Genomic DNA, 23,065 nt, shown 5'->3' on the forward strand with positions numbered 1-23,065 from the left:
GTGACGCGCGCCGCAGCGTCGTATGTCAGTGACACCTAATATCTGTGCATGGCGGACGACGGAGCGGTGAGACGCGTGGAAGCGGGCGGAGCAGCGGCCTTCTGGGCGCCCGGGAGCCGGATCCTGTGGCGGTACCGGGAGAACGGCGGCGACCGCTTCCACATAGCGCGCCCCGTCACCGTCGTACGGGACGATGCCGAGCTGCTCGCCGTCTGGATGGCGCCCGGCACGGAGTGCGTCAGGCCGGTGCTCGCGGACGGTACGCCGGTGCAGCAGGAGCCGCTTCAGTCGCGCTACACCAAGCCGCGGACGGTGCAGCGCGACCGGTGGTTCGGTACGGGTGTGCTGAAGCTGGCGCGGCCGGGTGAGCCCTGGTCGGTGTGGCTGTTCTGGGAGCCGGGCTGGCGGTTCAAGAACTGGTACGTCAATCTCGAGGAGCCGTTGGTGCGTTGGGACGGCGGGGTGGACTCCGAGGATCACTTTCTCGACATCTCCGTGCACTCCGACGGCAGTTGGCACTGGCGGGACGAGGACGAGTTCGCGCAGGCCCAGCAGGACGGGCTGATGGACGCCCGGTCGGCCGCGCGGGTCAGGGCGGCGGGGCGGTCCGCGGTGGAGGTGATCCGCGCCTGGGGGCCGCCGTTCTCGGACGGCTGGGAGCACTGGCGCCCCGATCCGTCCTGGTCCGTCCCCCCGTTGCCGGACGACTGGGATCGTACGCCCGTGCATGTGTCCTCATGAGACCCTTGATGCGCCCCGGGGCAAGAAACGTAGGATCGTCCTCCGCAACCGCAAAAAGCATGGTCGGTGCGCAGCACCGTCGTTGAGGGGTGGTGGCCGGGTGGCGGGCGGGAACGCGGCGACAACTCCCGGAGTTCGCACTGTGCTTGACCACATGTCACCGAGGGGCGGCAGGACGTGAGCGAGGGGTACCAGGGCACCACCCGTGCGGGCCACGATCGGTCCGCCGGCGGCACAGGAACAACCTCTGACCACGCGGGAAATCCGTTCCTGGGGCACGTATTCCGGGTATCGGGATTCCTGCGGGACGAACTGCACGCCCCGGACGGATGGATGCGACACGCGTGACGGAGCAGCCGACCTCCTTCGAGCGCCCCCAGCCGGGCGTCGACCCCGCGGACCCTCGCGGGGCGTTCCTGCGTCCCCAGGCGCCCGCACCGCACGCCGGTGCCACCGCCTTACCCCCGCAGGCCCGCAGCACCGGCGAGACGCCCTCGGGCACGTCGGTGACGCCGAGCGACGGCGCCGGCCCCGAGCACTCCCAGCCGGCCGCCGCCGAGACCGACACCCACCGCCCGCGCCCCACGCCGGAGGCCATCCCGGCGCAGCCCGGTCTCGAGCCGGAGCGTTCCGGCCCCGGCGGCAAGGAGCGGCGCACCGGGCAGGTGACGCCGCCCGGCCGGCCCACGCCGATGCGGCGGGACGGGGACCGGCTGCGGTTCGTGGGCGCCGCGACCCGGCGGATCGCCCGCGGTATCGACCTCGACGAGATCGTGATGGGGCTGTGCCGGGCGACCGTGCCGACCTTCTCCGACGCGATCCTCGTCTATCTGCGCGACCCGCTGCCGGTCGGTGACGAGCGGCCCACGGGCCCGGTCGTGCTGCGGCTGCGCCGCACCGACCGCATTCCGGAGGAGCGGGACACCGAGGGCGGGTTCCAGCCCGTGCCCCAGCCGGAGCCGTCGGAGCTGTCGGCGCTGACCGCCGAACTGTGCGAGGTGCTCCCCGGCGGCGCGCTCTCCGAGGTGCTGCGCGGGGTGCGGCCGGTGTTCGCCGACGCGCCCGCCGCCCGTGCCGCGCTGCCCGAACTCCTCGGAGCGGGCGGCGAGTCGGTGATCCCGGGCGGCCAGCGGGCCATCCTCGCCCCGCTGCGCGGCCGTCGCCGGGTCATCGGCGCCGCGGTCTTCCTGCGCCGCCCGGAGCGGATCCCGTTCGAGGCCGACGATCTGCTGGTGGCCGCCCAGCTGGCCACGCACAGCGCGCTCGGCATCGACAAGGCCGTGCTGTACGGGCGGGAGGCGTACATCGCCGACGAGCTGCAGCGCACCATGCTCCCCGAGACCCTGCCGCAGCCGACCGGCGTGCGGCTGGCCTCGCGCTACCTGCCGGCCGCCGAGACCGCGCGGGTCGGCGGCGACTGGTACGACGCCATCCCGCTGCCCGGCAGCCGGGTCGCCCTCGTCGTCGGTGACGTGATGGGCCACTCCATGACGTCCGCCGCGATCATGGGCCAGCTGCGCACCACCGCGCAGACGCTGGCCGGCCTCGACCTGCCGCCGCAGGAGGTGCTGCACCACCTCGACGAGCAGGCCCAGCGGCTCGGCACCGACCGCATGGCGACCTGTCTGTACGCCGTCTACGACCCGGTCACGCACCGCATCACCATCGCCAACGCCGGCCATCCTCCGCCGGTCCTGCTGCACCTGGGCGGCAGGGCCGAGGTGCTGCGGGTGCCGGCGGGCGCCCCGATCGGTGTCGGCGGTGTCGACTTCGAGGCCGTGGAGCTGGACGCCCCGGCCGGAGCGACCCTGCTCCTCTACACCGACGGACTGGTCGAATCCCGCCTGCGCGACGTGTGGACCGGCATAGAGCAACTGCGCGAGAAGCTCGCCGCGACCGCGCAGCTCACCGGCCCCGACCATCCGCCGCCCCTCGAGGCCCTGTGCGAAGAGGTGCTGGACATGCTCGGCCCCGGCGACCGGGACGACGACATCGCGCTGCTCGCCGCCCGCTTCGACGGGATCGCGCCGAGCGATGTGGCGTACTGGTCCCTGGAGCCGGAGGAGATGGCCCCAGGCAAGGCCCGGCGGCTGGCCCGCAGCGCACTCGCCCGCTGGGATCTGGAGGAGCTCACCGACCCGGTGGAGCTGCTGGTCAGCGAGGTCGTCACCAACGCTGTGCGCTATGCGTCACGGCCGGTCACGCTGCGGTTGCTGCGCACCGACGTGCTGCGCTGCGAGGTCGGCGACGATGTGCCGCAGCTGCCCCGGCTGCGGCAGGCACGCCACACCGACGAGGGCGGACGCGGGCTGTTCCTGGTGAACCGGCTGGCCCGGCGATGGGGGGCGACACGGCTCAGCACCGGGAAGGTGGTCTGGTTCGAACTCAACCAAGGGTGACCCATCGGACACACCCGGAATCGGGCCGGAATTAGACCCCGTCCAAAAGTTGCCGACTTCCTGTCGGCGGAGTTGACTGCTGGGGTGAGCGAAGCGACCTGACCGACCCCTCACGCACGATGGGAGGGCCCCTCGTGACGCAGGCACCCCAGCAGGTTCCGTACACCACCAACAACCACGGCATCCCGGTCGAGAGCGACGAACACTCGCTGACCGTGGGCTCCAACGGCCCGATTCTGCTCCAGGACCACTACCTCATCGAGAAGATGGCCCAGTTCAACCGGGAGCGGGTCCCGGAGCGGGTGGTGCACGCCAAGGGCAGCGGCGCATACGGAGTCTTCGAAGTAACCAACGACGTCAGCCAGTTCACCAAGGCCGACCTTTTCCAGCCGGGGAAGCGCACGGAGATGCTGGCGCGTTTCTCCACCGTCGCCGGCGAACTCGGTTCCCCCGACACCTGGCGTGACCCCCGTGGCTTCGCCCTGAAGTTCTACACGGAGTACGGCAACTACGACCTCGTCGGCAACAACACGCCGGTCTTCTTCGTCCGTGACCCGCAGAAGTTCCAGGACTTCATCCGCTCCCAGAAGCGCCGGCCGGACAACGGGCTGCGCGACAACAACATGCAGTGGGACTTCTGGACCCTCTCCCCCGAGTCCGCACACATGGTGACGTGGCTGATGGGTGACCGGGGTGTCCCGAAGACGTACCGCAACATGAACGGGTACTCCTCCCACACCTACATGTGGGTCAACCGCGGCGGCGAGAAGTTCTGGGTCAAGTACCACATCAAGACCGACCAGGGCATCGACTTCCTCACCCAGGAGGACGCGGACCGCATGGCCGGCGAGGACGCCGACTGCCACCGCCGGGATCTCTTCCAGGCCATCGAGCGGGGCGACCACCCGTCCTGGACCATGCACGTACAGGTGATGCCGTTCGAGGACGCCCCGGACTACCGGTTCAACCCGTTCGACCTGACCAAGGTGTGGCCGCACGGCGACTACCCCCTGATCGAGGTCGGCCGGATGACCCTGAACCAGAACCCGGAGGACTACTTCGTCCATATCGAGCAGGCCGCGTTCGAGCCGTCCAACATGGTGCCGGGCGTCGGGCCGTCGCCGGACAAGATGCTGCTCGGCCGGCTGTTCTCGTACCCGGACACGCACCGCTACCGGATCGGCCCCAACTACGCCCAGCTGCCGCCCAACCGGCCTCGCTCGCAGGTGAACTCCTACGCCAAGGACGGACCGATGCGCTACGAGCCCGCGAACACCGGTGCGCCGTACGCGCCGAACTCGTACGGCGGGCCGGCCGCGGCGGTCGACCGGTTCGGCGACGTCGCCGGGTGGCAGACCGCCGGTGAGATGGTGCGCGAGGCGTACAAGCTGCACTCGGAGGACGACGACTTCGGGCAGCCCGGCACGATGGTGCGGCATGTGCTGGACGACGCGGCCCGGGACCGGCTCGTGTCCAACGTCAGCGGCCACCTGAAGAACGGGGTGACCCGGCCGGTGGTCGACCGGGCCCTGCAGTACTGGCGGAACATCGACAAGGAGATCGGGGACCGGATCGCCCACAACGTCAACGGCGCCTGATCCCCCGGCCACGAAGAGGGGCGCCCGGCGAAACGCCGGGCGCCCCTCGTTCACTCCTCCTCGCCCGGCTCCACCGGATCCAGCGTGATGTCCCCGTCCGGCGGCCTCGTCGTCGGCGTCTGCGTCGGGGTCTGGGTCGGGGTCTGCGTCGGTGTCTCGGTGGGGGTCTGGGTCGGCGTCTGCGTCGGCGTCTCGGTCGGCGCTTCGGACGTCGGGGCCTGGGTCGTCGGCTCCTGCGTGGGGGTCTGGGTGGGCGTCCGGCTCGGGGTGCGGGTCGGCTGGACGGCCGCGCCCTGGTCGGTGTCCAGGTCGAATCGGGTGACCTCGCCCATCGCGCCGAAGGTGTACTGCGCCCAGATCATGGCGGGGAAGCCACCGCCGTTGACGCGTTCCTCGCCGCCCGCGCCGTAGAGCGAGGACTGCGCGTACGTCTTGGCGTCCTCACCGAAGACGCCGACCGAGGTGACCAGTTCGGGGGTGTAGCCGGTGAACCAGGCCGACCTGTTCTCGTCGGACGTACCGGTCTTGCCGGCGACCTGCTGGCCGTCGCGGGCCGGGTTGTCGCGCACGGAGCGCCGGGCCGTACCGTCGTCGACCACGCCGGTGAGCACCGAGGTGACCGTGTCGGCGGCCTCGGGGCTGATGACCTGCTCGCCGATCGGGTCGGGCATCTCGACGGCGGTGTCCTTGTGCTTGGCCGAGGCCACGATCGACGGGGTGACCTTCTTGCCGTGGTTGTCGAGGGTGGCGTAGACGCCGGCCATCTCCAGCGGGCTCGCGCCCATGGTGCCCAGGGTCTGGGCCGGCACCGGCTGGAGGTCCTTGGCGTCCATGCCGAGCTTCTCGGCGACCTCCATGACCTTGTCCATGCCGACGTCGACGCCCATCTGCGCGAAGACGGAGTTGATGGACTCGTTCATCGCCGTCTGCACGGTGACGTCGTCGTAGTCGACGTCGTCCTCGTTCGGCGGCGCGAAGCCGACCTTCTCACCGTCGTCCACGACCGGGCGCTTGCTGTCGCCGTCGTAGATCGTGTCGGCGGTGATCGGGGTGCCGTCCTGGGTCTCGGCGCCCTCGTCGACCGCCGCGGCCAGGATCAGCGGCTTGAAGGTGGAGGCGGGCTGGTAGTCGGTGCGCGTGGCGTTGTTCGTGAAGTGCTTGACGTAGTCGACGCCGCCGTACATCGCGAGGACCTTGCCGGTCTTCGGGTCGACGGAGGCGGCGCCGGCCTGGACGTCCGCGTCGACCTCCCGTTCGTCCGGGTCGAGCTTGCTGGTGAGCTGCTCCTTGGCCGCCTTCTCGAGCTGGGTCTGCTTCTTCTTGTCGATGTTGACCGTGATGGTCCAGCCGCCCCGGTCGATCTTCGTCAGGGCTTCCTCCAGGTCGGACGCCGAGCCCTGGGCGACCAGTTGCCTGGCCAGTTCCTGGTTGGCCGCCTTCACGATGTAGCCGTTCTGGCCCTCCATGCCGGGCGCGGCCTTGGGCTCCTTCGGCACCGGGAACTTCATGCCCTGGCGCTCGGCGGAATCCAGCCAGCCCTGCTCGACCATGTTGTCCAGGACGTAGTTCCAGCGCTCCTCGACCAGTTGCTTGCCCGTCTCGGAGGCGATCGCCCAGTCGTACGAGTTCGGTGCCTGGAGCAGCGCGGCTAGGTACGCCCCCTGCTCGAGGGAGAGGTCGCTCGCGTCGACGTGGTAGTAGGCCTGGGCGGCGGCCTGGATGCCGTAGGCGCCACGGCCGTAGTAGCTGGTGTTGATGTAGCCCGCGAGGATGTCGTCCTTGGACTTCTCGCGGTCCACCTTCAGGGAGATCACCAGCTCCTTGAGCTTGCGGGTGACCGTCTGGTCCTGGGTGAGGTAGTAGTTCTTGACGTACTGCTGGGTGATCGTCGAGCCGCCCTGCTTGCCCTTGCCGGAGAGGGTGTTGAGCAGGCCTCGGGCCGTTCCCCTGAGGTCGACGCCGGAGTCGTTGTAGAAGGTCTTGTTCTCGGCGGCGACGAAGGTCCGCTGGACCTCCTTGGGGACCTGGGCGAGGTCGACGACCTCGCGGTTGACCTCGCCGTCGCGGGTGAGGGTCGTGCCGTCGCTGTACTTGTAGACGTTGCTCTGCTCCTGCGCGAGCGCGTTCCCCTTGGGGATGTCGATCACCAGGTACAGCACGATGAAGCCGCCGATGCCGAGCAGGCAGAGGCCGAGGAACGTGCCGAGGACCTTCTTCCAGGTGAACAGCCGGCGTATGCCGCTCTTCCCGGTTGTGCCCGCACTCGCTGCCTGCGACGAACGGCGGCGCTTCGGTGCCGCGCGGTGCCCACCGCGCTGTCGCGCTCGTCTCTCTTCCGCTCGTCCCATGAGTCCGTCTGCTCCGCTTCGTTGTCGGCTGTCACTCCGGTGCCCGGTGCAAGTCGGCTCAGAAAGCTAACACCGCTTTCTATGACCAAGTCCGACTGATTCGGTCTTTTACGGGCGTGACAATCAGCACCCACCCCAACAGAACCGACGTTCGAGTGGGGGTTGAGGTTGCCGTGGCGGGGTAAAGTGATATCACTTAGCTAGAACTGAGCTAGACAGGAAACAGCTCCACCGAGAACGGGGGAACCATCCATGACCACGCACGACTCCGCACCCGACGTCCCCGAGATGCCCGAACCGCGGGTCCGCGAGTTCACCGCGCACAGCATCGGCGGCGGACTCGCCCTGCTCCTGGGCCTCATCGGGCTGCTGGCCGGCATCGGTATGGCCGTGTCCGCCTCGGCGGTCTCGGGGGCCGGCGCGAAGGCCACGCTGATCATCGTCGGCGTCCTCGTCGGCATCTCCGCCTTCGTCGCCATGTGCGGGCTGAACATGGTCGCGCCGGGCGAGGCCCGGGTCGTCCAGCTCTTCGGGCGCTACCGGGGCACGATCCGGCAGGACGGCCTGCGCTGGGTGAACCCGCTCACCTCCCGCACGAAGATCTCCACCCGCGTCCGCAACCACGAGACCGCGGTCCTGAAGGTCAACGACGCGTACGGCAACCCGATCGAGCTCGCCGCGGTCGTGGTGTGGAAGGTCGAGGACACCGCGCAGGCCACCTTCGAGGTGGACGACTACATCGAGTTCGTCTCCACGCAGACCGAGGCGGCGGTCCGGCACATCGCCATCGAGTACCCGTACGACGCCCATGACGAGGACGGCCTCTCGCTGCGCGGCAACGCCGAGGAGATCACCGAGAAGCTCGCCGTCGAGCTGCACGCGCGCGTGGAGGCGGCCGGCGTGCAGATCATCGAGTCCCGCTTCACCCACCTCGCCTACGCCCCCGAGATCGCCTCGGCGATGCTCCAACGGCAGCAGGCCGGGGCGGTCGTCGCGGCCCGGCGGCAGATCGTGGACGGGGCGGTCGGCATGGTCGAGGCGGCGCTCGCCCGGATCACCGAGCAGGACATCGTGGAGCTGGACTCCGAGCGGAAGGCGGCGATGGTGTCCAACCTGATGGTGGTGCTGTGCGGGGACCGTTCCGCGCAGCCGGTCCTCAACACCGGGACGCTCTACCAGTGACGGCTCCCTCCGGGGGTTCAGCCCCTCAGCGTCGGCCGCAGCAGCGCAAGCAGGTGCTGCTGCGGCTGGACCCGTCGGTGTACGAGGCGCTCGCGCGGTGGGCGTCCGACGAGCTGCGGTCGGCCAATGCGCAGATCGAGTTCCTGTTGCGGCGCGCCCTCGCGGAGGCAGGCCGGCTGCCGGGCGACACCGGTCCGATGCCCCGCCGGGGTCGTCCGCCCGGGGGCTCCGCCCCCAGACCTCCGTCGACCTGAACGGCCTCGCCCTCACGCGCCGGACGGGCCGGTCGGCTGTAGCAGAACCGTGACAACAAGCTCCGACCTGCACGGCCGTACACCCCGCCATGATCTGCACACCCGACGTATACATGCGACGTATACACCCCGTGTAGAGTCCTTGACATGTCCATCGGTCACACCCTCCTAGGGCTCCTGGAGTCGGGCCCCCGCCACGGCTACGACCTCAAGCGGGCCTTCGACGAGAAGTTCGGTCAGGACCGGCCGCTGCATTACGGCCAGGTCTACTCGACGATGTCCCGCCTGCTGAAGCACGGGCTCGTCGAAGTCGACGGAATCGAACCGGGCGGCGGGCCGGAGCGAAAGCGGTACGCCATCACCGACGCCGGGATCACCGACGTCGAACGGTGGCTCGCGACGCCGGAGAAGCCCGAGCCGTACCTTCAGTCGACCCTGTACACCAAGGTCGTCCTCGCACTGCTCACCCGGCGCGACGCCGCCGAGATCCTCGACACCCAGCGCTCCGAGCACCTGCGGATGATGCGGATCCTCACCGACCGCAAGCGCAAGGGCGACCTCGCCGACCAACTGATCTGCGACCACGCCCTGTTCCACCTCGAGGCCGACCTGCGCTGGCTGGAACTGACCGCCGCGCGCCTCGACAAGCTCGCGGAGGCGATGGCCAAGTGACCGCTCCTTCCGGTTCCCTGCTCGTGGCCGAAGGGCTGCGCAAGACGTACGGTCCCACGACCGCGCTCGACGGCGCCGAGTTCTCCATCCACCCCGGCGAGGTCGTCGCCGTGATGGGCCCCTCCGGCTCCGGCAAGTCGACGCTGCTGCACTGCCTCGCCGGGATCGTCACGCCCGACGAGGGCTCGATCCGCTACGACGGCCGGGAGATGGCCACGATGAGCGACGCCGAGCGCAGCGCGCTGAGGCGCTCGGAGTTCGGGTTCGTCTTCCAGTTCGGCCAGCTCGTGCCCGAGCTCACCTGCGTCGAGAACGTGGCCCTGCCGCTGCGGCTGAACGGCACGTCCCGCAAGGCCGCCGAGCGTACGGCGCTGTCCTGGATGGAGCGCCTGGAGGTCGACGGCATAGGCAGGAAACGGCCCGGTGAGGTCTCCGGCGGCCAGGGGCAGCGGGTCGCCGTGGCGCGGGCGCTGGTCACCAGTCCGCGGGTGCTGTTCGCCGACGAGCCGACCGGCGCGCTGGACTCCCTCAACGGCGAGCGCGTGATGGAGCTGCTGACGGATGCGGCCCGCTCCACCAACGCGGCCGTCGTCCTGGTCACGCACGAGGCGCGGGTCGCCGCCTACTCCGACCGCGAGATCGTCGTACGGGACGGGAAGTCCCGGGACATGGAGCGCGTCGTATGAGGCTCCGCCAGTGGTCCAGGGATCTGGCCATGGGCGTCGGGTTCGCGTTCACCGGCCGGGGCGGCTGGGTGCGGGCGGTGCTCACGGCGGTCGGCGTCGGGCTCGGCGTGGCGCTGCTGCTGCTCACCACCGCGCTGCCGAGCGCGCTGACCGCCCGGGACCAGCGCGAACAGGCGCGCACCGACTTCACGTTCAGCGACACGACGCCGCCGAAGACGGACGCCACCCTGCTCGTCGCCAACGTCGGCACGACGTACCGCGACGACGACATCCGCGGCCGCGAACTGGAGCCGGAGGGTGCGAAGGCTCCGCTGCCGCCGGGCGTGGCGGAGTTCCCGGCGACGGGCGAGATGGTCGTGTCCCCCGCGCTGAAGGACCTGCTGACGTCGGCGGAGGGGGCGCTGCTGCGCGAGCGGCTGCCCGACCGGATCGTCGGCACCATCGCCGAACCCGGTCTGGTCGGCTCTCACGAACTCGCCTTCTACCGGGGCGGCGAGGGGCTCGCGTCGAAGCTCGACGGCGGGCGGGTCGTGCGCATCGAACGGTTCGGGGAGGAGATCCCGGGCACGTCCGAGCCCTGGGACCCCGTTCTGCTCCTGCTGATCCTGGTCGTCTTCGTGGTGCTGCTGATGCCGGTGGGTGTCTTCGTCGCCGCGGCCGTACGGTTCGGCGGGGAAGGGCGCGACCGGCGGCTCGCGGCGCTGCGGCTGGTGGGCTCCGACCGTCATATGACCCGCCGGGTCGCGGCGGGCGAGGCACTCGCCGGGTCCGTGCTGGGCCTGGTCTTCGGTACCGGTTTCTTCCTGATCGGCCGGGAGATCGCGGGTTCCGCCGAGGTGTTCGAGGTCAGCGTGTTCCCCAGCTACCTCAACCCCTCTCCCGTCCTTGCCGCACTGGTCGCTCTCGCGGTCCCGGCGGCGGCCGTCCTGGTCACCCTGTTCGCCCTGCGCGGTGTGGTGATCGAGCCGCTCGGTGTGGTCCGCACGGCGAAGCAGCGCCGCCGCCGGCTGTGGTGGCGGCTGCTGCTGCCGCTGGCCGGCCTCGCGATGCTGGCCCCGATGATCGGCCAGGGCAGCGACGGCGGCGACTTCAACCAGTACCTGGTCGTCGGCGGCGTGCTGCTGCTGCTCATCGGCGTCACCGCGCTGCTGCCGTGGATCGTCGAGGCGGTCGTGGCCCGGCTCGGCGCCGGCTCGGTGTCCTGGCAACTGGCCGTCCGCAGGCTCCAGTTGAGCAGCGGTACGGCGGCCCGCACGGTCAACGGCATCGCGGTGGCGGTGGCCGGCGCGATCGCGCTGCAGATGCTGTTCGCCGGTGTGGAGGACGACTTCACCGTCGAGTCCGACCAGGACGTCTCGCGGATCCAGATGCAGGTGTCCGTACCGGAGGGCATGCCGCTCACCGAGGCCGCGGAGGAGTTCCGGCGGACCGAGGGGGTGCGCAGGGTGTACGCGTACTCGGAGGGCTATCTGGGCGAGCGGCGCTCGGATCCCGAGCTCAGCACCATGGTGACCGTGGGCGACTGCGCCTCGCTGCGGGAGGTGGCGAAGCTGCCGTCCTGCCGTGACGGTGACGTGTTCGCCGTGTCGGACGCGGAATACGACACCGACACCGGCACCATGGCCAAGCCCGGCCGGACGGTGTACTTCGACCCCACGTACGAGGGCAGCCCGAAGGGCGCGGAGACCGCCTGGACCCTGCCGGCCGTGAAGCGGGCGAGGGCGGCCCCGGACATGACCGGGAACGAGCGCGGCGGCCTCCTCGTCACCCCGAAGGCGCTGCCCGCGGCGGCCCTGGAGAGCCTGACCGGCCAGGTCTATCTCCGCCTCGACGAGTCCGTGCCGGACGTACGCGACCTGGTACGCAACACGGCGGCGGCCGTCGACCCGCTCTCCGAGCCCATGGTGTGGGTGTCCAGCGAGCGCTCCGACCGCTACGAGAGCATCCGTACCGGCCTGCTCGTCGGCGCCACCTGCGTCCTGGCCCTCATCGGCGCCAGTCTGCTCGTCTCCCAGCTGGAACAGCTCCGCGAGCGCAGGAAGCTGCTGTCCGCGCTGGTCGCCTTCGGCACCCGGCGCCGCACGCTGAGCCTGTCGGTGCTGTGGCAGACGGCGATCCCGATCGTGCTCGGCCTGACCCTGGCCTCCGTGGTGGGCCTCACCCTGGGCGCGGTGCTGCTGAAGATGACGGCCACCCCGGTGAGCGTCGACTGGGCGAGCGTGCTGGCGATGACCGGCATCGGCGCGGGCGTGGTCCTGCTGGTGACGCTGCTCAGCCTGCCGCCGCTGCTGCGGCTGATGCGCCCGGAGGGCCTGCGCACCGAGTGACTCAGTCGGCGCCGTCCACCACCCGTACGGGCTGCGGCCGCAGTGCCTCGCGCAGTGCGGCCGCCAGCTCCTCGTACTCACCGCCGCGCGCCGCGCCGGTGCGCATGGCCAGGGCGATGCGCCGGGTCGGCGCGGGGTCGGCGAAGTAGCCGGTGAGGAGCTGGTTGCTGCGGCTCGTCTCGACCTTGACGGCGGTACGCGGCAGCAGGGTGCACCCGAGCCCACCGGCGACGAGCTGGACGAGGGTGGACAGCCCGGCGGCCGTGGTGGTGACGGGCGCGTCCTCACGCCCCGCCTCCCGGCAGATGTCGAGGGCCTGGTCGCGCAGGCAGTGCCCCTCGTCGAGCAGCAGCAGGTTGAGCTCTCTGAACGCCTCCCGCGGAATCCCCTCCCGCCCGCCGAGCCAGTGGTCCAGCGGTGTGACGAGCACGAAGTCCTCGTCGAACAGCGGGAGTTCCGACACTCCCGGCACCCCGAGGGGCACGGCGAGCAGCAGCAGGTCCAGCCGGCCCGAGGTGAGTCCCTCGAGGAGGTTGGCGGTCTGCTCCTCGTGCACCTGGAGGTCGAGGTCGGGATAGCGGTCGTGCACCAGCCTCAGCACGGTCGGCAGGAGATAGGGCGCGACGGTCGGAATGACGCCCAGCCGCAGGGCCCCGGTGAAGGGCGCCCGCACCGCCTCGGCCTCCTCCATCAGGGCGCCCACCTCGCTCAGCACCGCCTTCGCCCGTACGGCCAGCCGCTCACCGGCGGGCGAGAGCAGCACCTTGCGGGTCGTACGCTCGAGGAGGGTGACACCGAGAACCTCCTCCAGGGCGGAGACGGCGCCGGAGAGGGCGGGCTGGCTCATGCCGATCGCGGCGGCGGCGTCACGGAAGTGCAGATGCTCGGCCACGGCGGCGAAGGCACGCAACTGGGCAAGACTGGGCTGTCGCCTCTTGCTCACGTTACCGACAGTCACTGATAGCTACCTCCGATCAATCCGACTGAGTGTAGCTATTTCCGTAATCAATGCGCGTTGTGCCACGATCACCGACGTCCAACCCCATGGGAAACGCCCACACAATGGGCTTTTCTTCGCTGCAAGGAGAGCTAGTGCTCACTGTCGGTGACAAGTTCCCCGAGTTCGAACTGACTGCCTGTGTCTCGCTGGAGCAGGGCCAGGAGTTCGAGAAGATCAACCACAAGACCTACGAGGGCAAGTGGAAGGTGATCTTCGCGTGGCCCAAGGACTTCACCTTCGTGTGCCCGACCGAGATCGCGGCCTTCGGCAAGCTGAACGAGGAGTTCGCCGACCGCGACGCCCAGGTCCTCGGCTTCTCCGGTGACTCCGAGTTCGTGCACCACGCCTGGCGCAAGGACCACGACGACCTGCGTGACCTGCCGTTCCCGATGATGGCCGACTCCAAGCACGAGCTGATGCGCGACCTCGGCATCGAGGACGAGGAGGGCTTCGCCAAGCGGGCCGTCTTCATCGTCGACCAGAACAACGAGATCCAGTTCTCGATGGTGACCGCCGGCTCGGTCGGCCGTAACCCCAAGGAGGTCCTGCGGGTCCTCGACGCCCTCCAGACGGACGAGCTGTGCCCGTGCAACTGGAGCAAGGGCGACGAGACCCTGGACCCGGTCAAGCTGCTGGCCGGTGAGTGACTGACATGTCCCTCGACTCCCTGAAGTCCTCGATTCCGGACTACGCCAAGGACCTGAAGCTCAACCTGGGCTCGGTCATCGGCAACTCCGAGCTGCCGGCGCAGCAGCTGTGGGGCACGGTGCTGGCGACCGCCATCGCCTCCCGCTCCCCCATCGTCCTGCGCGAGCTGGAGCCGGAGGCCAAGGCGAACCTGTCGCCCGAGGCGTACACGGCGGCGAAGGCCGCGGCCGCGGTCATGGCGATGAACAACGTCTTCTACCGCACGCGCCACCTGCTGTCCGACCACGAGTACGGCACCCTGCGCGCCGGCCTCCGGATGAACGTCATCGGCAACCCCGGTGTCGACAAGGTCGACTTCGAGCTGTGGTCCTTCGCCGTCTCCGCCATCAACGGCTGCGGCATGTGCCTCGACTCGCACGAGCAGGTCCTGCGCAAGGCCGGCATCGACCGCGAGGTCATCCAGGAGGCCTTCAAGATCGCCTCCGTCGTCCAGGCGGTCGGCGTCACGCTGGACGCCGAGGCGGTCCTGGCCGAGTAGCCGGACCAAGCCCCCCGTGTGCGGGCCCCGTTCACCTTCGTGGTGGGCGGGGCCCTGTCCGTTGCCGCGGGAGGCTTGCGGAGACGGTCAGTGCGCGTCCGACGGGGAATCGGGCGGCGGGGGAGCGAGGGACGTCGCCGTCGCGCCGTGCGGCTGAGGGGAGTTCCGCAGCGCCTCCTGGGAGTACGACCGCAGATAGCCGACCACCGTGTTGGTCACCGCCACCAACGGCACCGCCACCACCGCGCCGCCGATCCCGGCCACCAGGCCCCCGGCCGTGACGGACAGCACCACGGCCAGCGGATGCACCCGCACCGCCCGCCCCAGAATGAACGGCTGCAGGATGTGCCCCTCGATCTGCTGGACCGCGAGGACGACGGCCAGCGTCATCACGCCCGTGAAGACGCCCTGCGTCACCAGCGCGACCACGACCGCCAGCGCCCCGGACACCACCGCACCCACCAGCGGGACGAAGGCGCCGAGGAAGATCAACACGGCGAGCGGCACGGCCATCGGGACGTCCAGGAAGTAGATCCCCAGGCCGATGAAGATCGCGTCGATCAGCGCCACCACCACCGTGCCGCGCACATACGCCGTCAAGGTCCGCCAAGCCCGGGGTCCCGCCCCGGCGACTCCCGACCGCGCTGCCGCCGGCACCAGCTTCAGCGTCCACTGCCAGATGCGCGGCCCGTCGTAGAGGAGGAACAGCGTCGAGAAGACCGCGAGCAGGATCCCGGTCAACGCCTCGACGACGACCGTCACGCCCTCCAGCCCCGCGGACGTGATCTGTTCGGTGTTCGCCCCCACCGCCTCCCGCAGGTTCTCGGCGATGTCGTTGATCTGCTTGTCGGTGACGTGGAAGGGGCTGTCGAGCAGCCACCGGCGCAAGTCGTCGATGCCGTCCTGGATCTGGTCGGAGAGGTTGTCGATGTTCTCCATGACCTGCCAGGTCACGAACCAGCCGATGAGCCCCATGACGACGAAGCCGAGGATCGCGGTGAGCACCGTGGCCGGCCCGCGCGGCACCCCGTACCGCCGCAACCGCGCCACCGTCGGCTGCAGCAGAGCAGTGATGAACAGCGCCGCGACAAAGGCCAGCACCAGCAGCTGTACGGCGCTGATGACCCGCATCAGCACCCACAGGGTGCCCGCCAGCACCAGCAGCCGCCACCCGGCCTCGGCGGCGACCCGCACACCCCACGGCACGGCCTGCGCCGGATCGGGCCGGACGACCGTCGGCGCGGCGGCGCGCTCGTGGGGTGCGGACGGCTGCGCGGCGGCCGCCGGCTCCGGCTCGGGCTCGGCGTGCTTCTTCTCCGCCTCGGCCCGGCGCTCCTCCCACCGCTGGCCCATGTCTGCCAGCCGGGTCCCGAGCCGGCTCAGCCACTGTGGCACTCGCGACATGATCCGTCCCTTTTCCCCGTCTGTCCCCACCGCTCCCCCTGGAGTCGTCCTTTCAGACCGTACATGGCCGAAGCCCCTCACCGAAGGACGGTGAGGGGCTCGGAAAAGTTGAGCGGGGGTCGGCTCAGTACCAGTTGTTGGCCTGCCAGAACGCCCAGGCGTCGCAGGGACTGCCGTAGCGCTCGTTCATGTAGTTGAGGCCCCACTTGATCTGGGTGGCCGGGTTGGTCTGCCAGTCGGAACCGACGGAGGACATCTTGGAGCCGGGCAGCGCCTGGAAGAGGCCGTAGGCACCGGAAGAGGGGTTGACCGCCCGGTAGTTCCAGTCGGACTCGTGGTCCACGATGTTGCTGAAGCACTGGAACTGCCCGCTCGGCACCATCGAGGCCGCCATCGACTGGATCTCGGCGATGGTGTACGAGCTCTGGACGGCGAAGTCGGACGCGTCCCGGGCGGCGTCGCGGCTGGCCGCCTGCTCCGCCTCCTCGCGCTCCTTGGCTTCTTGGGCCGCCTTCTCCGCCTTCTCTGCGGCTTCCTTCTTCGCGATCGCGGTCTCGGCGGCCGCCTTGCGGGCCGCCTCCTCGGCGTCCTTCTTGGCGCTCGCGTCGGCGGCGATGGCCTGCACGTCGGCCTGCTGCGTCAGGGACGCGGTCTGCACCTGGGCCTGCTGGCCCGCGGGTATGTCCGCGAGGAGCGTCAGGTCGGTTGCCGCCGCCTCGGCGTCGTTGTTCTGCGCGGTGCTGCCCGAGGCAACGCCGACGACGCTTCCGACTGCGGTGACCGCCGTGGCCGAGGCCACTGCGAATCCCCGGACCGAAATCCGGCTCACACGGTTTCCTTCCAGCATCGCCCGCTTCGGTGACCCTGGCGGACGCAATCGTGCCCCTGGCACTGGCCTCCCCAACTGCGGGTCACGGGAGGCGCGGGCCCGGTGGGCAACTCCCCGCAGGGGAGCGCCGCATGGTGCTCGGGCGGCATACGACGGAGCTATGGAGTTAGCGGTGTGCTTCTGTTGTGCCGTACCGCTGGGGGTACAGGTGTGTCGTATGCGGGGCCTGACAGGAGTGAGACTCTGCCGTAACCGGACGGCGGGTGGCAATTCTGAGTTGCGTGTGAAAGCTCACATCCTGTTTGGCCCTGGGATTTTTGAGAAACCGTGACGCGCGAAGGCGCCGCCCGACTAGGCTCTCAGCCTTTGCCGGACGGCGCCAACTACCGCGTAACCGCCCCGAGATGGGACGCGAGGGTCAGATCTGCCCGTCCTCCAGCATTTCGGTCACAAGCGCCGCGATCTGGGACCTCTCGGACCGCGTCAGCGTGACATGCGCGAAGAGCGGATGCCCCTTCAGTTTCTCGACGACGGCGACGACACCGTCGTACCGCCCCACGCGCAGATTGTCCCTTTGCGCCACATCATGGGTCAGAACGACCCGTGAATTAGCGCCGATTCGGGACAGAACGGTGAGAAGTACATTCCGCTCCAGCGACTGCGCCTCGTCCACGATCACGAACGCGTCGTGCAGCGACCGCCCGCGGATGTGCGTGAGCGGCAGCACCTCCAGCATCCCGCGCGCGGTGACCTCTTCGATGACCTCGCGGCTGGTGACCGCGGACAGCGTGTCGAAGACCGCCTGAGCCCAGGGGCTCATCTTCTCGGCCTCGCTGCCGGGCAGATAACCGAGCTCCTGCCCGCCCACCGCGTACAGCGGACGGAAGACCATGATCTTCTCGTGCTGACGGCGCTCCAGGACCGCCTCCAGACCCGCGCACAGCGCCAGCGCCGACTTGCCGGTGCCGGCCCGGCCGCCCATCGACACGATCCCGATGTCCGGGTCGAGCAGCAGATCCAGCGCGATGCGCTGCTCGGCACTGCGTCCCTTGATCCCGAACGCCTCCCGGTCGCCGCGCACCACCCGGACGTTGCCCTCCGGGGTCACCCGGCCGAGTGCCTTGCCGCGCTCGGACTGGATGGTCAGACCGGTGTGGACGGGCAGGTCGGCGGCCTCGGGAACGTAGACGTGGCCTTCCTCGAAGAGGATGTCCACCTGCTCGCCGGGCAGGGTCAGTTCGGACATTCCGGTCCAGCCGGAGGCGTCCGTGATGGCCAGCTCCGCGCGGTACTCCTCGGCGAGGAGGCCGACCGACGACGCCTTGATCCTGAGCGGGAGGTCCTTCGACACCACGGTGACGTCGAACCCCTCGGCCTGCAGGTTGCGGGCGACCGCGAGGATGCGGGAGTCGTTGTCCCCCAGGCGGTAGCCGGTGGGCAGCACGCTGGGGTCCGAGTGGTTGAGCTCGACACGCAGGGTGCCGCCGAGGTCCCCGATCGGGATGGGGGCGTCGAGACGGCCGTATCGCACCCGGAAGTCGTCGAGCAGGCGCAGTGCCTGCCGGGCGAAGTACCCGAGTTCGGGATGGTGCCGCTTGGCCTCCAGCTCCGTGACCACGACGACGGGGAGCACGACCTCGTGCTCGTCGAAGCGGTTCAGGGCGTTCGGGTCGGCCAGCAGGACGCTGGTGTCGAGAACATAGGTGCGCCGGTCTGGCTTGTGGCGCTTTGTGCTGGTCACCACGGAAGGACGTACCCCCTCGGATGAGGTCGGGGAGCGACGGAGACGATCTGGACCGGTCGACGGCTCCGATGCACGGGCCGAGAACCGGCCCTCACGTTGCTTCGTCCGTGCTGTGACCGCACGATCGGGCTGGTGCAAAGGGCCTCCCGGGCGGACGGCCCCGTGCCGCCCGCTGAGATCCGACACCCGTGGTTCGGGTGTCGACCTGATTGCCTTATGCCCTCGAACATGCGCTGCCATGCCACGGCATATGACGGCGCCCCGGTGAACTCCTCGTGAAGCGGGGTACGTCCGCTGCTGCGGGGGTACGTCCGTCAGCCGCCGTAACGGCGGTGGCGCGCCGCGTAGTCACGCAGGGCGCGCAGGAAGTCGACCTTGCGGAAGGCCGGCCAGAAGACCTCACAGAAGTAGTACTCCGAGTGGGCCGTCTGCCAGAGCATGAATCCGGACAGCCGCTGTTCACCGCTGGTGCGGATCACCAGATCGGGGTCGGGCTGGGCACCCGTGTAGAGGTGCCGGCCGATCATGTCGACGTCGACGGTCTCGGCGACGTCCTCGATGGACCTGCCCTTGTCGGCGGCGTCGAGCAGCATCGAGCGGACGGCGTCGGCGATCTCCTGGCGGCCGCCGTAGCCGATGGCGACGTTGACGAGTATCCCGTCGACGTGCGCCGTGGCCTCCTCGGCCTCCTTGAGGGTGGTCTGCATCTGCTGCGGCAGCAGATCGAGGGTGCCGACGTGGTGGACGCGCCAGCGGCCGTCGGCGGCGAGGGTGCGCACGACGTCCTCGATGATCCCGAGCAGCGGGACGAGCTCCTCCTGGGGGCGGTCGAAGTTGTCCGTCGACAGCAGCCAGAGGGTGACGACCTCGACGTCCGTCTCGGAGCACCAGCTGAGGAACTCCTCGATCTTCTCCGCGCCGGCCCGGTGACCGTGAACAGTGGTGGAGCCCGCGGCCTTCGCCCAGCGCCGGTTGCCGTCCATGATGACGCCGATGTGCTTGGGCACCTGAGCGTGGTCCAGGTGGCCTTCCACCCGGCGTGCGTACAGCCTGACCAGCAGGCCGCGCAGCTTGTCGCGCAGGTTCACGTGATTGTCAGCCCCTCCGTACGGTGGCGGTCCCCGCGGGCGAAGCCTACCCCTGCGGGGCGCTGCGGGGGTTGGGCGGGCGTGCAGTGGGCCGCGGACGCGGGGCGCCCCGCCTCCGCAGAAGAGGAGCACCCCCGCCTGCAGAAAAAACGGGCCGGTCCGTGGGGGGGAGACGGACCGGCCCGAGGGGGGGTTTCCACCATAACCCTTCGTAAGGGATGCTGCGTGCATCGGCGCGCAATAACTACTCTCCGGAATCGTCCGGCGACGCATCGGTGGCCGCGGAATGCGCGGCTCACAGGGGGTTCACAGCCGATTCATGGCTGAATCCGGGGCGTCCCTCTGATGGGCGAACGACCTACGGAGGCTTGACGTACAGGGCACCGCGCAGCCCCCTCCACTGCGCGGCGCGGCCCGCGCGGCTTTGCTCACGCGAATTACCTTGGTCTGAACTTACGTGAAGGTGCCGAAGTGAAACCAGGGGATGCCGATAACGATGTGAAAACTCTGTGGCCCGTATGGAGGACAGCATCCGGCCTAGTACCGCCCTAGCGTGCCTCACATGAGCGTGAGGAGCAGAGGGATCACATGGGACCGGGCGAGCGCGCGGCGACTCGAACGACAGTTACTGGCCATTCCCGCTGCGGCCGGTACGCCGGTCGCCGACGTCGTCGCCGCGATGCTCGGGGCGCATGCTCAGGTGCTGTCCGCGGCCGAGCTGTCGGTGGGGGCGCGGGCCGCCGGGGTGACCCGGGCGGACGTACGCACCGCGCTGTGGGAGGAGCGGTCGCTGGTCAAGACGTACGGCCCGCGCGGGACGGTGCATCTGCTCGACGCCCGCGAGCTCCCGGTCTGGAGTGCCGCGCTGACCGCGGTGCCGACCGGGCCGAGCGACTTCCCTCCGGACATCCGGCTCACCGACGAGCAGGCCGAGCAGGTCGTGGCGGCCATCGGCGACGCGCTCACCGGTGTGTGCCTCACGGTGGACGAGCTGGGCGAGGAGATCGTCGCGCGCACCGGTCCCTGGGCCGGGGAGCGGGTGATGCCGGCCTTCCAGGACCTCTGGCCGCGCTGGCGGACGGTGCTGCACCGGGCCGGCCAGTCGGGCGCCGCGTGCTTCGGCCCCAACCGCGGACGCCGGACGACGTACACCCGCCCGCCCCGCTTCACGCCGCTGCCGCCGGAGGAGGCGGTGCGCACCCTCGTACGCCGCTATCTGCACGCCTACGGGCCCGCCACGCCACAGCACTTCACCAAGTGGCTGGCCGCGCCCGCCGGTTGGGCCGCCGAGCTGTTCGCCTCGCTGGCCGCCGCCGGGGAGATCGAGGAGGTTCTCTTCGAGGGCACGCGCGCGTGGGTGGCGGCCGGCGACACGGCGTTCCCGGAGGGCCCGGTGCGGGGCGTACGCCTGCTGCCGTACTTCGACGCCTACTCCATCGCCGCGCAGCCGCGCGAGCTGCTGTTCCCGGGGCCGGCCTACGAGCGGGCGCTGGCCCGCGGCCAGGCGGGCAACCATCCCGTGCTCCTGGTGGACGGCGTGGTGGCCGGGGTCTGGCACCAGCGGCGCCAGGGACGGCGTACGACCATCACGGTGGAGCCACTGGGCCGGCTGACGGCGCGACAGGAGCGGGAGCTGGGCGAGCAGGCCGAGCGGGTGGCACAGGTGCTGGAGGCGACGGCCGGAGCGGACCTGGTGGTCGGCGAGGTGACGACGGGGCCGCACGCGTGAACAGGCCTGCCTAGGCGGCGGGCTTGCGGGCGTCGAAGAGGTGCCGGGTGCTGTGGGCGACGAAGGGGCCCTCGGCGCGGATGCGTTCGTGCAGGGCGCGGAGCTTGTCCTCGTAGGCCTCCACGGTGAAGTCCGGCACCATCCAGATCACCTTCCGCAGGAAGTGGACGACCGCGGCGATGTCGTGGAACTCCATCCGCAGCCGCTGCGCGCGCAGGTCGGCGATCTCCAGGCCGGCGGCCTCGGCGTCGGCGCGTTCGCGGTCCGGGTGGCGGCCGTTGCGGTTGTCCTCCGGCTGCGGTCCGAGGAAGTACTCGACGAGTTCGTAGCAGCTGCCCGGGCCGACGTGCTGGGCGAAGTACGTGCCGCCGGGCTCGAGTACGCGGGCGATCTCGGCCCAGTGCGGCCGTACGGGGTGGCGGCTGACGACGAGGTCGAAGGCGGCGTCCGCGAAGGGCAGCGGCGCGTCCTCGGGCGCGGCGACGACCGCGACGCCGCGGGGGCGGAGCAGGGCGGTCGCCTTGGCGACGTTCGGCGGCCAGCCCTCCGTCGCGACCGTGAGGCGGGGCGGGTGCGGGGCCGCACCGAGGGCGAAGTCGAGGACCTCGCCTCCGCCGGTCTGGAGGTCGAGAGCGGCCCTCGCGCGGCCGAGGCGCCCGGCCGTCGACTCCGCGTACCGCCACACGGGCCGCTCCTCCGTGGCCCGGCCCTCGAACCAGGAGAAGTCCCAGCCCTCGGTGGGGACGGAGGCCCCCTCGGCGACGAGTTCCTCGAAAGTGCGCTGGCCGTGATCCATGCGCTGATCGTGGCAAAGCGTTGTCAGTGGCCGCTGCTGATTTTTCGGCAGCAGATCCTCGCCTGCTGCGCCCGTGCCCGCGCCGCGGCCCTACGGGACCAGAGGCCGCACCTCCCGTGCAGTGAGGCGCAGGAAGCCCTCGGGGTCGGGTTCGTCGGCCGTCGGCTGGAGGATCACCGAGTCGGCGCCGGCCTCGGCGAGGCGTCGGACGGCCTCGGCGACCGTGGCCGCGTCACCGGCGACACCGAGGTCGGGGACGGAGGCGAGACCCTCGGCGGTGAGTTCGGCGCGCAGCCGGGCGGCGGCGTCGGGGCCGGTGGCGGTGAGGAGATAGACGACGATGCGGTGCGGGTCGGTCCGGTCGGCCGACTTGCGGCCCTCGTCGACGAGTTGACGCGCCCGGCGTACGCCCTCGGGCGGTGTGGCGGCGGTGAGGATCGTGCCGTCCGCCGCCTCGCCGGAGAGCCGGAGCGTACGCGGGCCGGTGGCGCCGGCGAGCACCTCGACCGGGGTCTGCGGCGGCCAGTCGAGGGCGACGTCGTCGAGCATGACGTACCGGCCCTCGGTGGTGAGCCGCTCCCCGCTCAACAGAGCCCGCAGCGCGAGGAGATGCTCGCGCAGCAACGTCACCGGCGACTCGACGCGCGCCCCGACCTGCCCCATCCAGTCCTGCACCCCGTGTCCGACGCCGAGGATCGCGCGGCCCGGGAACATACGGTGCAGCGAGGCGGCCTCCATCGCGGTGATGGCGACGTTGCGCAGCGGCACGGGCAGCAGGCCGACACCCACCCGTACCCGTTCGGTCCAGGCGAGGGCGGCCGCGGCCGTGGAGATCCCGCCCTCACGGAAACAGTCCTCCCACAGCCACAGCTCGTCGAGCCCCGTCTCGTCGGCGAGACGGGCGAGGGCACGCAGCCGCTCAGGAGGAAGTTGCGGACGGAACACTGCGCCGAGTTCGGTCATGTCCTCTTCCTATCCAGCGGACGCCCGCCCCAACACCCCCACGCGCCGCGCACGGCTCACCTCACCGATGTCCGATCCGCGTCCCGAGCGCTGCATCGAAGGATGTACGGCGGTTTCGT

General features: G+C 70.4%; 19 protein-coding genes. 11 read left to right on the top strand and 8 right to left on the bottom strand.

Annotation, left to right across the window (positions count from 1 at the left end; genetic code table 11):
• Positions 1-48: 48 nt before the first annotated feature.
• The 3 genes from ACFV7R_RS14100 to ACFV7R_RS14110 all read left to right on the top strand — a co-directional run bounded on the left by ACFV7R_RS14100 (position 49) and on the right by ACFV7R_RS14110 (position 4,738).
• A complete protein-coding gene (locus tag ACFV7R_RS14100; protein ID WP_385263424.1) occupies positions 49-741 on the top strand; it encodes a DUF402 domain-containing protein in 693 nt (230 codons plus the stop codon).
• 329 nt (positions 742-1,070) lie between these two features.
• The gene (locus ACFV7R_RS14105; RefSeq protein WP_385263426.1) at positions 1,071-3,140 is read left to right on the top strand and encodes a SpoIIE family protein phosphatase; all 2,070 of its coding nucleotides are present in this window, start codon (positions 1,071-1,073) and stop codon (positions 3,138-3,140) included.
• Between the two features lie 134 nt (positions 3,141-3,274).
• Positions 3,275-4,738 carry a catalase gene (locus tag ACFV7R_RS14110; protein WP_385263428.1) on the top strand — a complete coding sequence of 488 codons (1,464 nt, stop codon included), beginning with the start codon at positions 3,275-3,277 and terminating at the stop codon, positions 4,736-4,738.
• A gap of 50 nt (positions 4,739-4,788) precedes the next feature.
• Here ACFV7R_RS14110 and ACFV7R_RS14115 read toward each other — a convergent pair whose 3' ends face one another.
• Positions 4,789-7,086: a transglycosylase domain-containing protein gene (locus tag ACFV7R_RS14115; protein WP_385263429.1), complete on the bottom strand. Its 2,298-nt coding sequence runs from the start codon at positions 7,084-7,086 to the stop codon at positions 4,789-4,791.
• A gap of 252 nt (positions 7,087-7,338) precedes the next feature.
• On the opposite strand from ACFV7R_RS14115, the gene ACFV7R_RS14120 reads away from it, so the two are divergent.
• The 5 genes from ACFV7R_RS14120 (at position 7,339) to ACFV7R_RS14140 (ending at position 12,207) form a co-directional block, all read left to right on the top strand.
• A complete protein-coding gene (locus ACFV7R_RS14120) occupies positions 7,339-8,268 on the top strand; it encodes an SPFH domain-containing protein (RefSeq protein ID WP_385263431.1) in 930 nt (309 codons plus the stop codon).
• The gene (locus ACFV7R_RS14125) at positions 8,265-8,522 is read left to right on the top strand and encodes a hypothetical protein (protein WP_240797735.1); all 258 of its coding nucleotides are present in this window, start codon (positions 8,265-8,267) and stop codon (positions 8,520-8,522) included. The genes ACFV7R_RS14120 and ACFV7R_RS14125 overlap by 4 nt, the downstream gene beginning before the upstream one ends.
• Before the next feature lie 147 nt (positions 8,523-8,669).
• Positions 8,670-9,194, top strand: coding sequence for a PadR family transcriptional regulator (locus ACFV7R_RS14130; protein WP_385263432.1), 525 nt, complete (start codon positions 8,670-8,672; stop codon positions 9,192-9,194).
• Positions 9,191-9,880 (top strand): ABC transporter ATP-binding protein, encoded by a 690-nt coding sequence (locus ACFV7R_RS14135; protein WP_385263434.1) that lies wholly within the window; start codon positions 9,191-9,193, stop codon positions 9,878-9,880. The genes ACFV7R_RS14130 and ACFV7R_RS14135 overlap by 4 nt, the downstream gene beginning before the upstream one ends.
• A complete protein-coding gene (locus tag ACFV7R_RS14140) occupies positions 9,877-12,207 on the top strand; it encodes an ABC transporter permease (protein ID WP_385263435.1) in 2,331 nt (776 codons plus the stop codon). The genes ACFV7R_RS14135 and ACFV7R_RS14140 overlap by 4 nt, the downstream gene beginning before the upstream one ends.
• A gap of 1 nt (position 12,208) precedes the next feature.
• Here the strand turns inward: ACFV7R_RS14140 and ACFV7R_RS14145 are convergent, their stop codons facing one another.
• The gene (locus ACFV7R_RS14145; protein WP_385263436.1) at positions 12,209-13,165 is read right to left on the bottom strand and encodes a LysR substrate-binding domain-containing protein; all 957 of its coding nucleotides are present in this window, start codon (positions 13,163-13,165) and stop codon (positions 12,209-12,211) included.
• Positions 13,166-13,299: 134 nt separating this feature from the next.
• On the opposite strand from ACFV7R_RS14145, the gene ACFV7R_RS14150 reads away from it, so the two are divergent.
• Both ACFV7R_RS14150 and ACFV7R_RS14155 read left to right on the top strand, forming a co-directional pair.
• Positions 13,300-13,854: a peroxiredoxin gene (locus ACFV7R_RS14150; protein ID WP_224737606.1), complete on the top strand. Its 555-nt coding sequence runs from the start codon at positions 13,300-13,302 to the stop codon at positions 13,852-13,854.
• A 5-nt stretch (positions 13,855-13,859) separates the two neighbouring features.
• Entirely contained in the window at positions 13,860-14,393 is a 534-nt protein-coding gene (locus tag ACFV7R_RS14155) for an alkyl hydroperoxide reductase (protein ID WP_129801243.1), read from the top strand.
• Between the two features lie 87 nt (positions 14,394-14,480).
• Here the strand turns inward: ACFV7R_RS14155 and ACFV7R_RS14160 are convergent, their stop codons facing one another.
• The 4 genes from ACFV7R_RS14160 to ACFV7R_RS14175 form a co-directional block, all read right to left on the bottom strand.
• The gene (locus tag ACFV7R_RS14160) at positions 14,481-15,797 is read right to left on the bottom strand and encodes an AI-2E family transporter (RefSeq protein WP_385263437.1); all 1,317 of its coding nucleotides are present in this window, start codon (positions 15,795-15,797) and stop codon (positions 14,481-14,483) included.
• A gap of 124 nt (positions 15,798-15,921) precedes the next feature.
• Entirely contained in the window at positions 15,922-16,626 is a 705-nt protein-coding gene (locus ACFV7R_RS14165; protein ID WP_129801241.1) for a transglycosylase SLT domain-containing protein, read from the bottom strand.
• Between the two features lie 418 nt (positions 16,627-17,044).
• Complete coding sequence (locus ACFV7R_RS14170) at positions 17,045-18,370, bottom strand: PhoH family protein (protein WP_129801240.1); 1,326 nt, start codon at positions 18,368-18,370, stop codon at positions 17,045-17,047.
• A gap of 314 nt (positions 18,371-18,684) precedes the next feature.
• Complete coding sequence (locus tag ACFV7R_RS14175; protein ID WP_385263439.1) at positions 18,685-19,458, bottom strand: isoprenyl transferase; 774 nt, start codon at positions 19,456-19,458, stop codon at positions 18,685-18,687.
• A gap of 562 nt (positions 19,459-20,020) precedes the next feature.
• Here ACFV7R_RS14175 and ACFV7R_RS14180 point away from each other — a divergent pair.
• On the top strand, positions 20,021-21,187 hold the full coding sequence (locus ACFV7R_RS14180) for a winged helix DNA-binding domain-containing protein (protein ID WP_385263440.1): 1,167 nt from the start codon (positions 20,021-20,023) through the stop codon (positions 21,185-21,187).
• Positions 21,188-21,197: 10 nt separating this feature from the next.
• Here the strand turns inward: ACFV7R_RS14180 and ACFV7R_RS14185 are convergent, their stop codons facing one another.
• Both ACFV7R_RS14185 and ACFV7R_RS14190 read right to left on the bottom strand, forming a co-directional pair.
• On the bottom strand, positions 21,198-21,983 hold the full coding sequence (locus ACFV7R_RS14185; protein ID WP_385263442.1) for a class I SAM-dependent methyltransferase: 786 nt from the start codon (positions 21,981-21,983) through the stop codon (positions 21,198-21,200).
• A gap of 90 nt (positions 21,984-22,073) precedes the next feature.
• On the bottom strand, positions 22,074-22,946 hold the full coding sequence (locus ACFV7R_RS14190; RefSeq protein ID WP_385263443.1) for an LLM class flavin-dependent oxidoreductase: 873 nt from the start codon (positions 22,944-22,946) through the stop codon (positions 22,074-22,076).
• Positions 22,947-23,065 lie beyond the last annotated feature (119 nt).

It is taken from the genome of Streptomyces sp. NPDC059866, from assembly GCF_042731325.1.
Classification (GTDB): domain Bacteria; phylum Actinomycetota; class Actinomycetes; order Streptomycetales; family Streptomycetaceae; genus Streptomyces; species Streptomyces flavusporus.

Coding starts and splice junctions, on each gene's coding strand:
- ACFV7R_RS14190 (WP_385263443.1), bottom strand. CDS start 22,946: ATGACCGAACTCGGCGCAGTGTTCCGTCCGCAACTTCCTCCTGAGCGG.
- ACFV7R_RS14130 (WP_385263432.1), top strand. CDS start 8,670: ATGTCCATCGGTCACACCCTCCTAGGGCTCCTGGAGTCGGGCCCCCGC.
- ACFV7R_RS14155 (WP_129801243.1), top strand. CDS start 13,860: ATGTCCCTCGACTCCCTGAAGTCCTCGATTCCGGACTACGCCAAGGAC.
- ACFV7R_RS14120 (WP_385263431.1), top strand. CDS start 7,339: ATGACCACGCACGACTCCGCACCCGACGTCCCCGAGATGCCCGAACCG.
- ACFV7R_RS14115 (WP_385263429.1), bottom strand. CDS start 7,086: ATGGGACGAGCGGAAGAGAGACGAGCGCGACAGCGCGGTGGGCACCGC.
- ACFV7R_RS14140 (WP_385263435.1), top strand. CDS start 9,877: ATGAGGCTCCGCCAGTGGTCCAGGGATCTGGCCATGGGCGTCGGGTTC.
- ACFV7R_RS14185 (WP_385263442.1), bottom strand. CDS start 21,983: ATGGATCACGGCCAGCGCACTTTCGAGGAACTCGTCGCCGAGGGGGCC.
- ACFV7R_RS14160 (WP_385263437.1), bottom strand. CDS start 15,797: ATGTCGCGAGTGCCACAGTGGCTGAGCCGGCTCGGGACCCGGCTGGCA.
- ACFV7R_RS14180 (WP_385263440.1), top strand. CDS start 20,021: ATGAGCGTGAGGAGCAGAGGGATCACATGGGACCGGGCGAGCGCGCGG.
- ACFV7R_RS14100 (WP_385263424.1), top strand. CDS start 49: ATGGCGGACGACGGAGCGGTGAGACGCGTGGAAGCGGGCGGAGCAGCG.
- ACFV7R_RS14105 (WP_385263426.1), top strand. CDS start 1,071: ATGGATGCGACACGCGTGACGGAGCAGCCGACCTCCTTCGAGCGCCCC.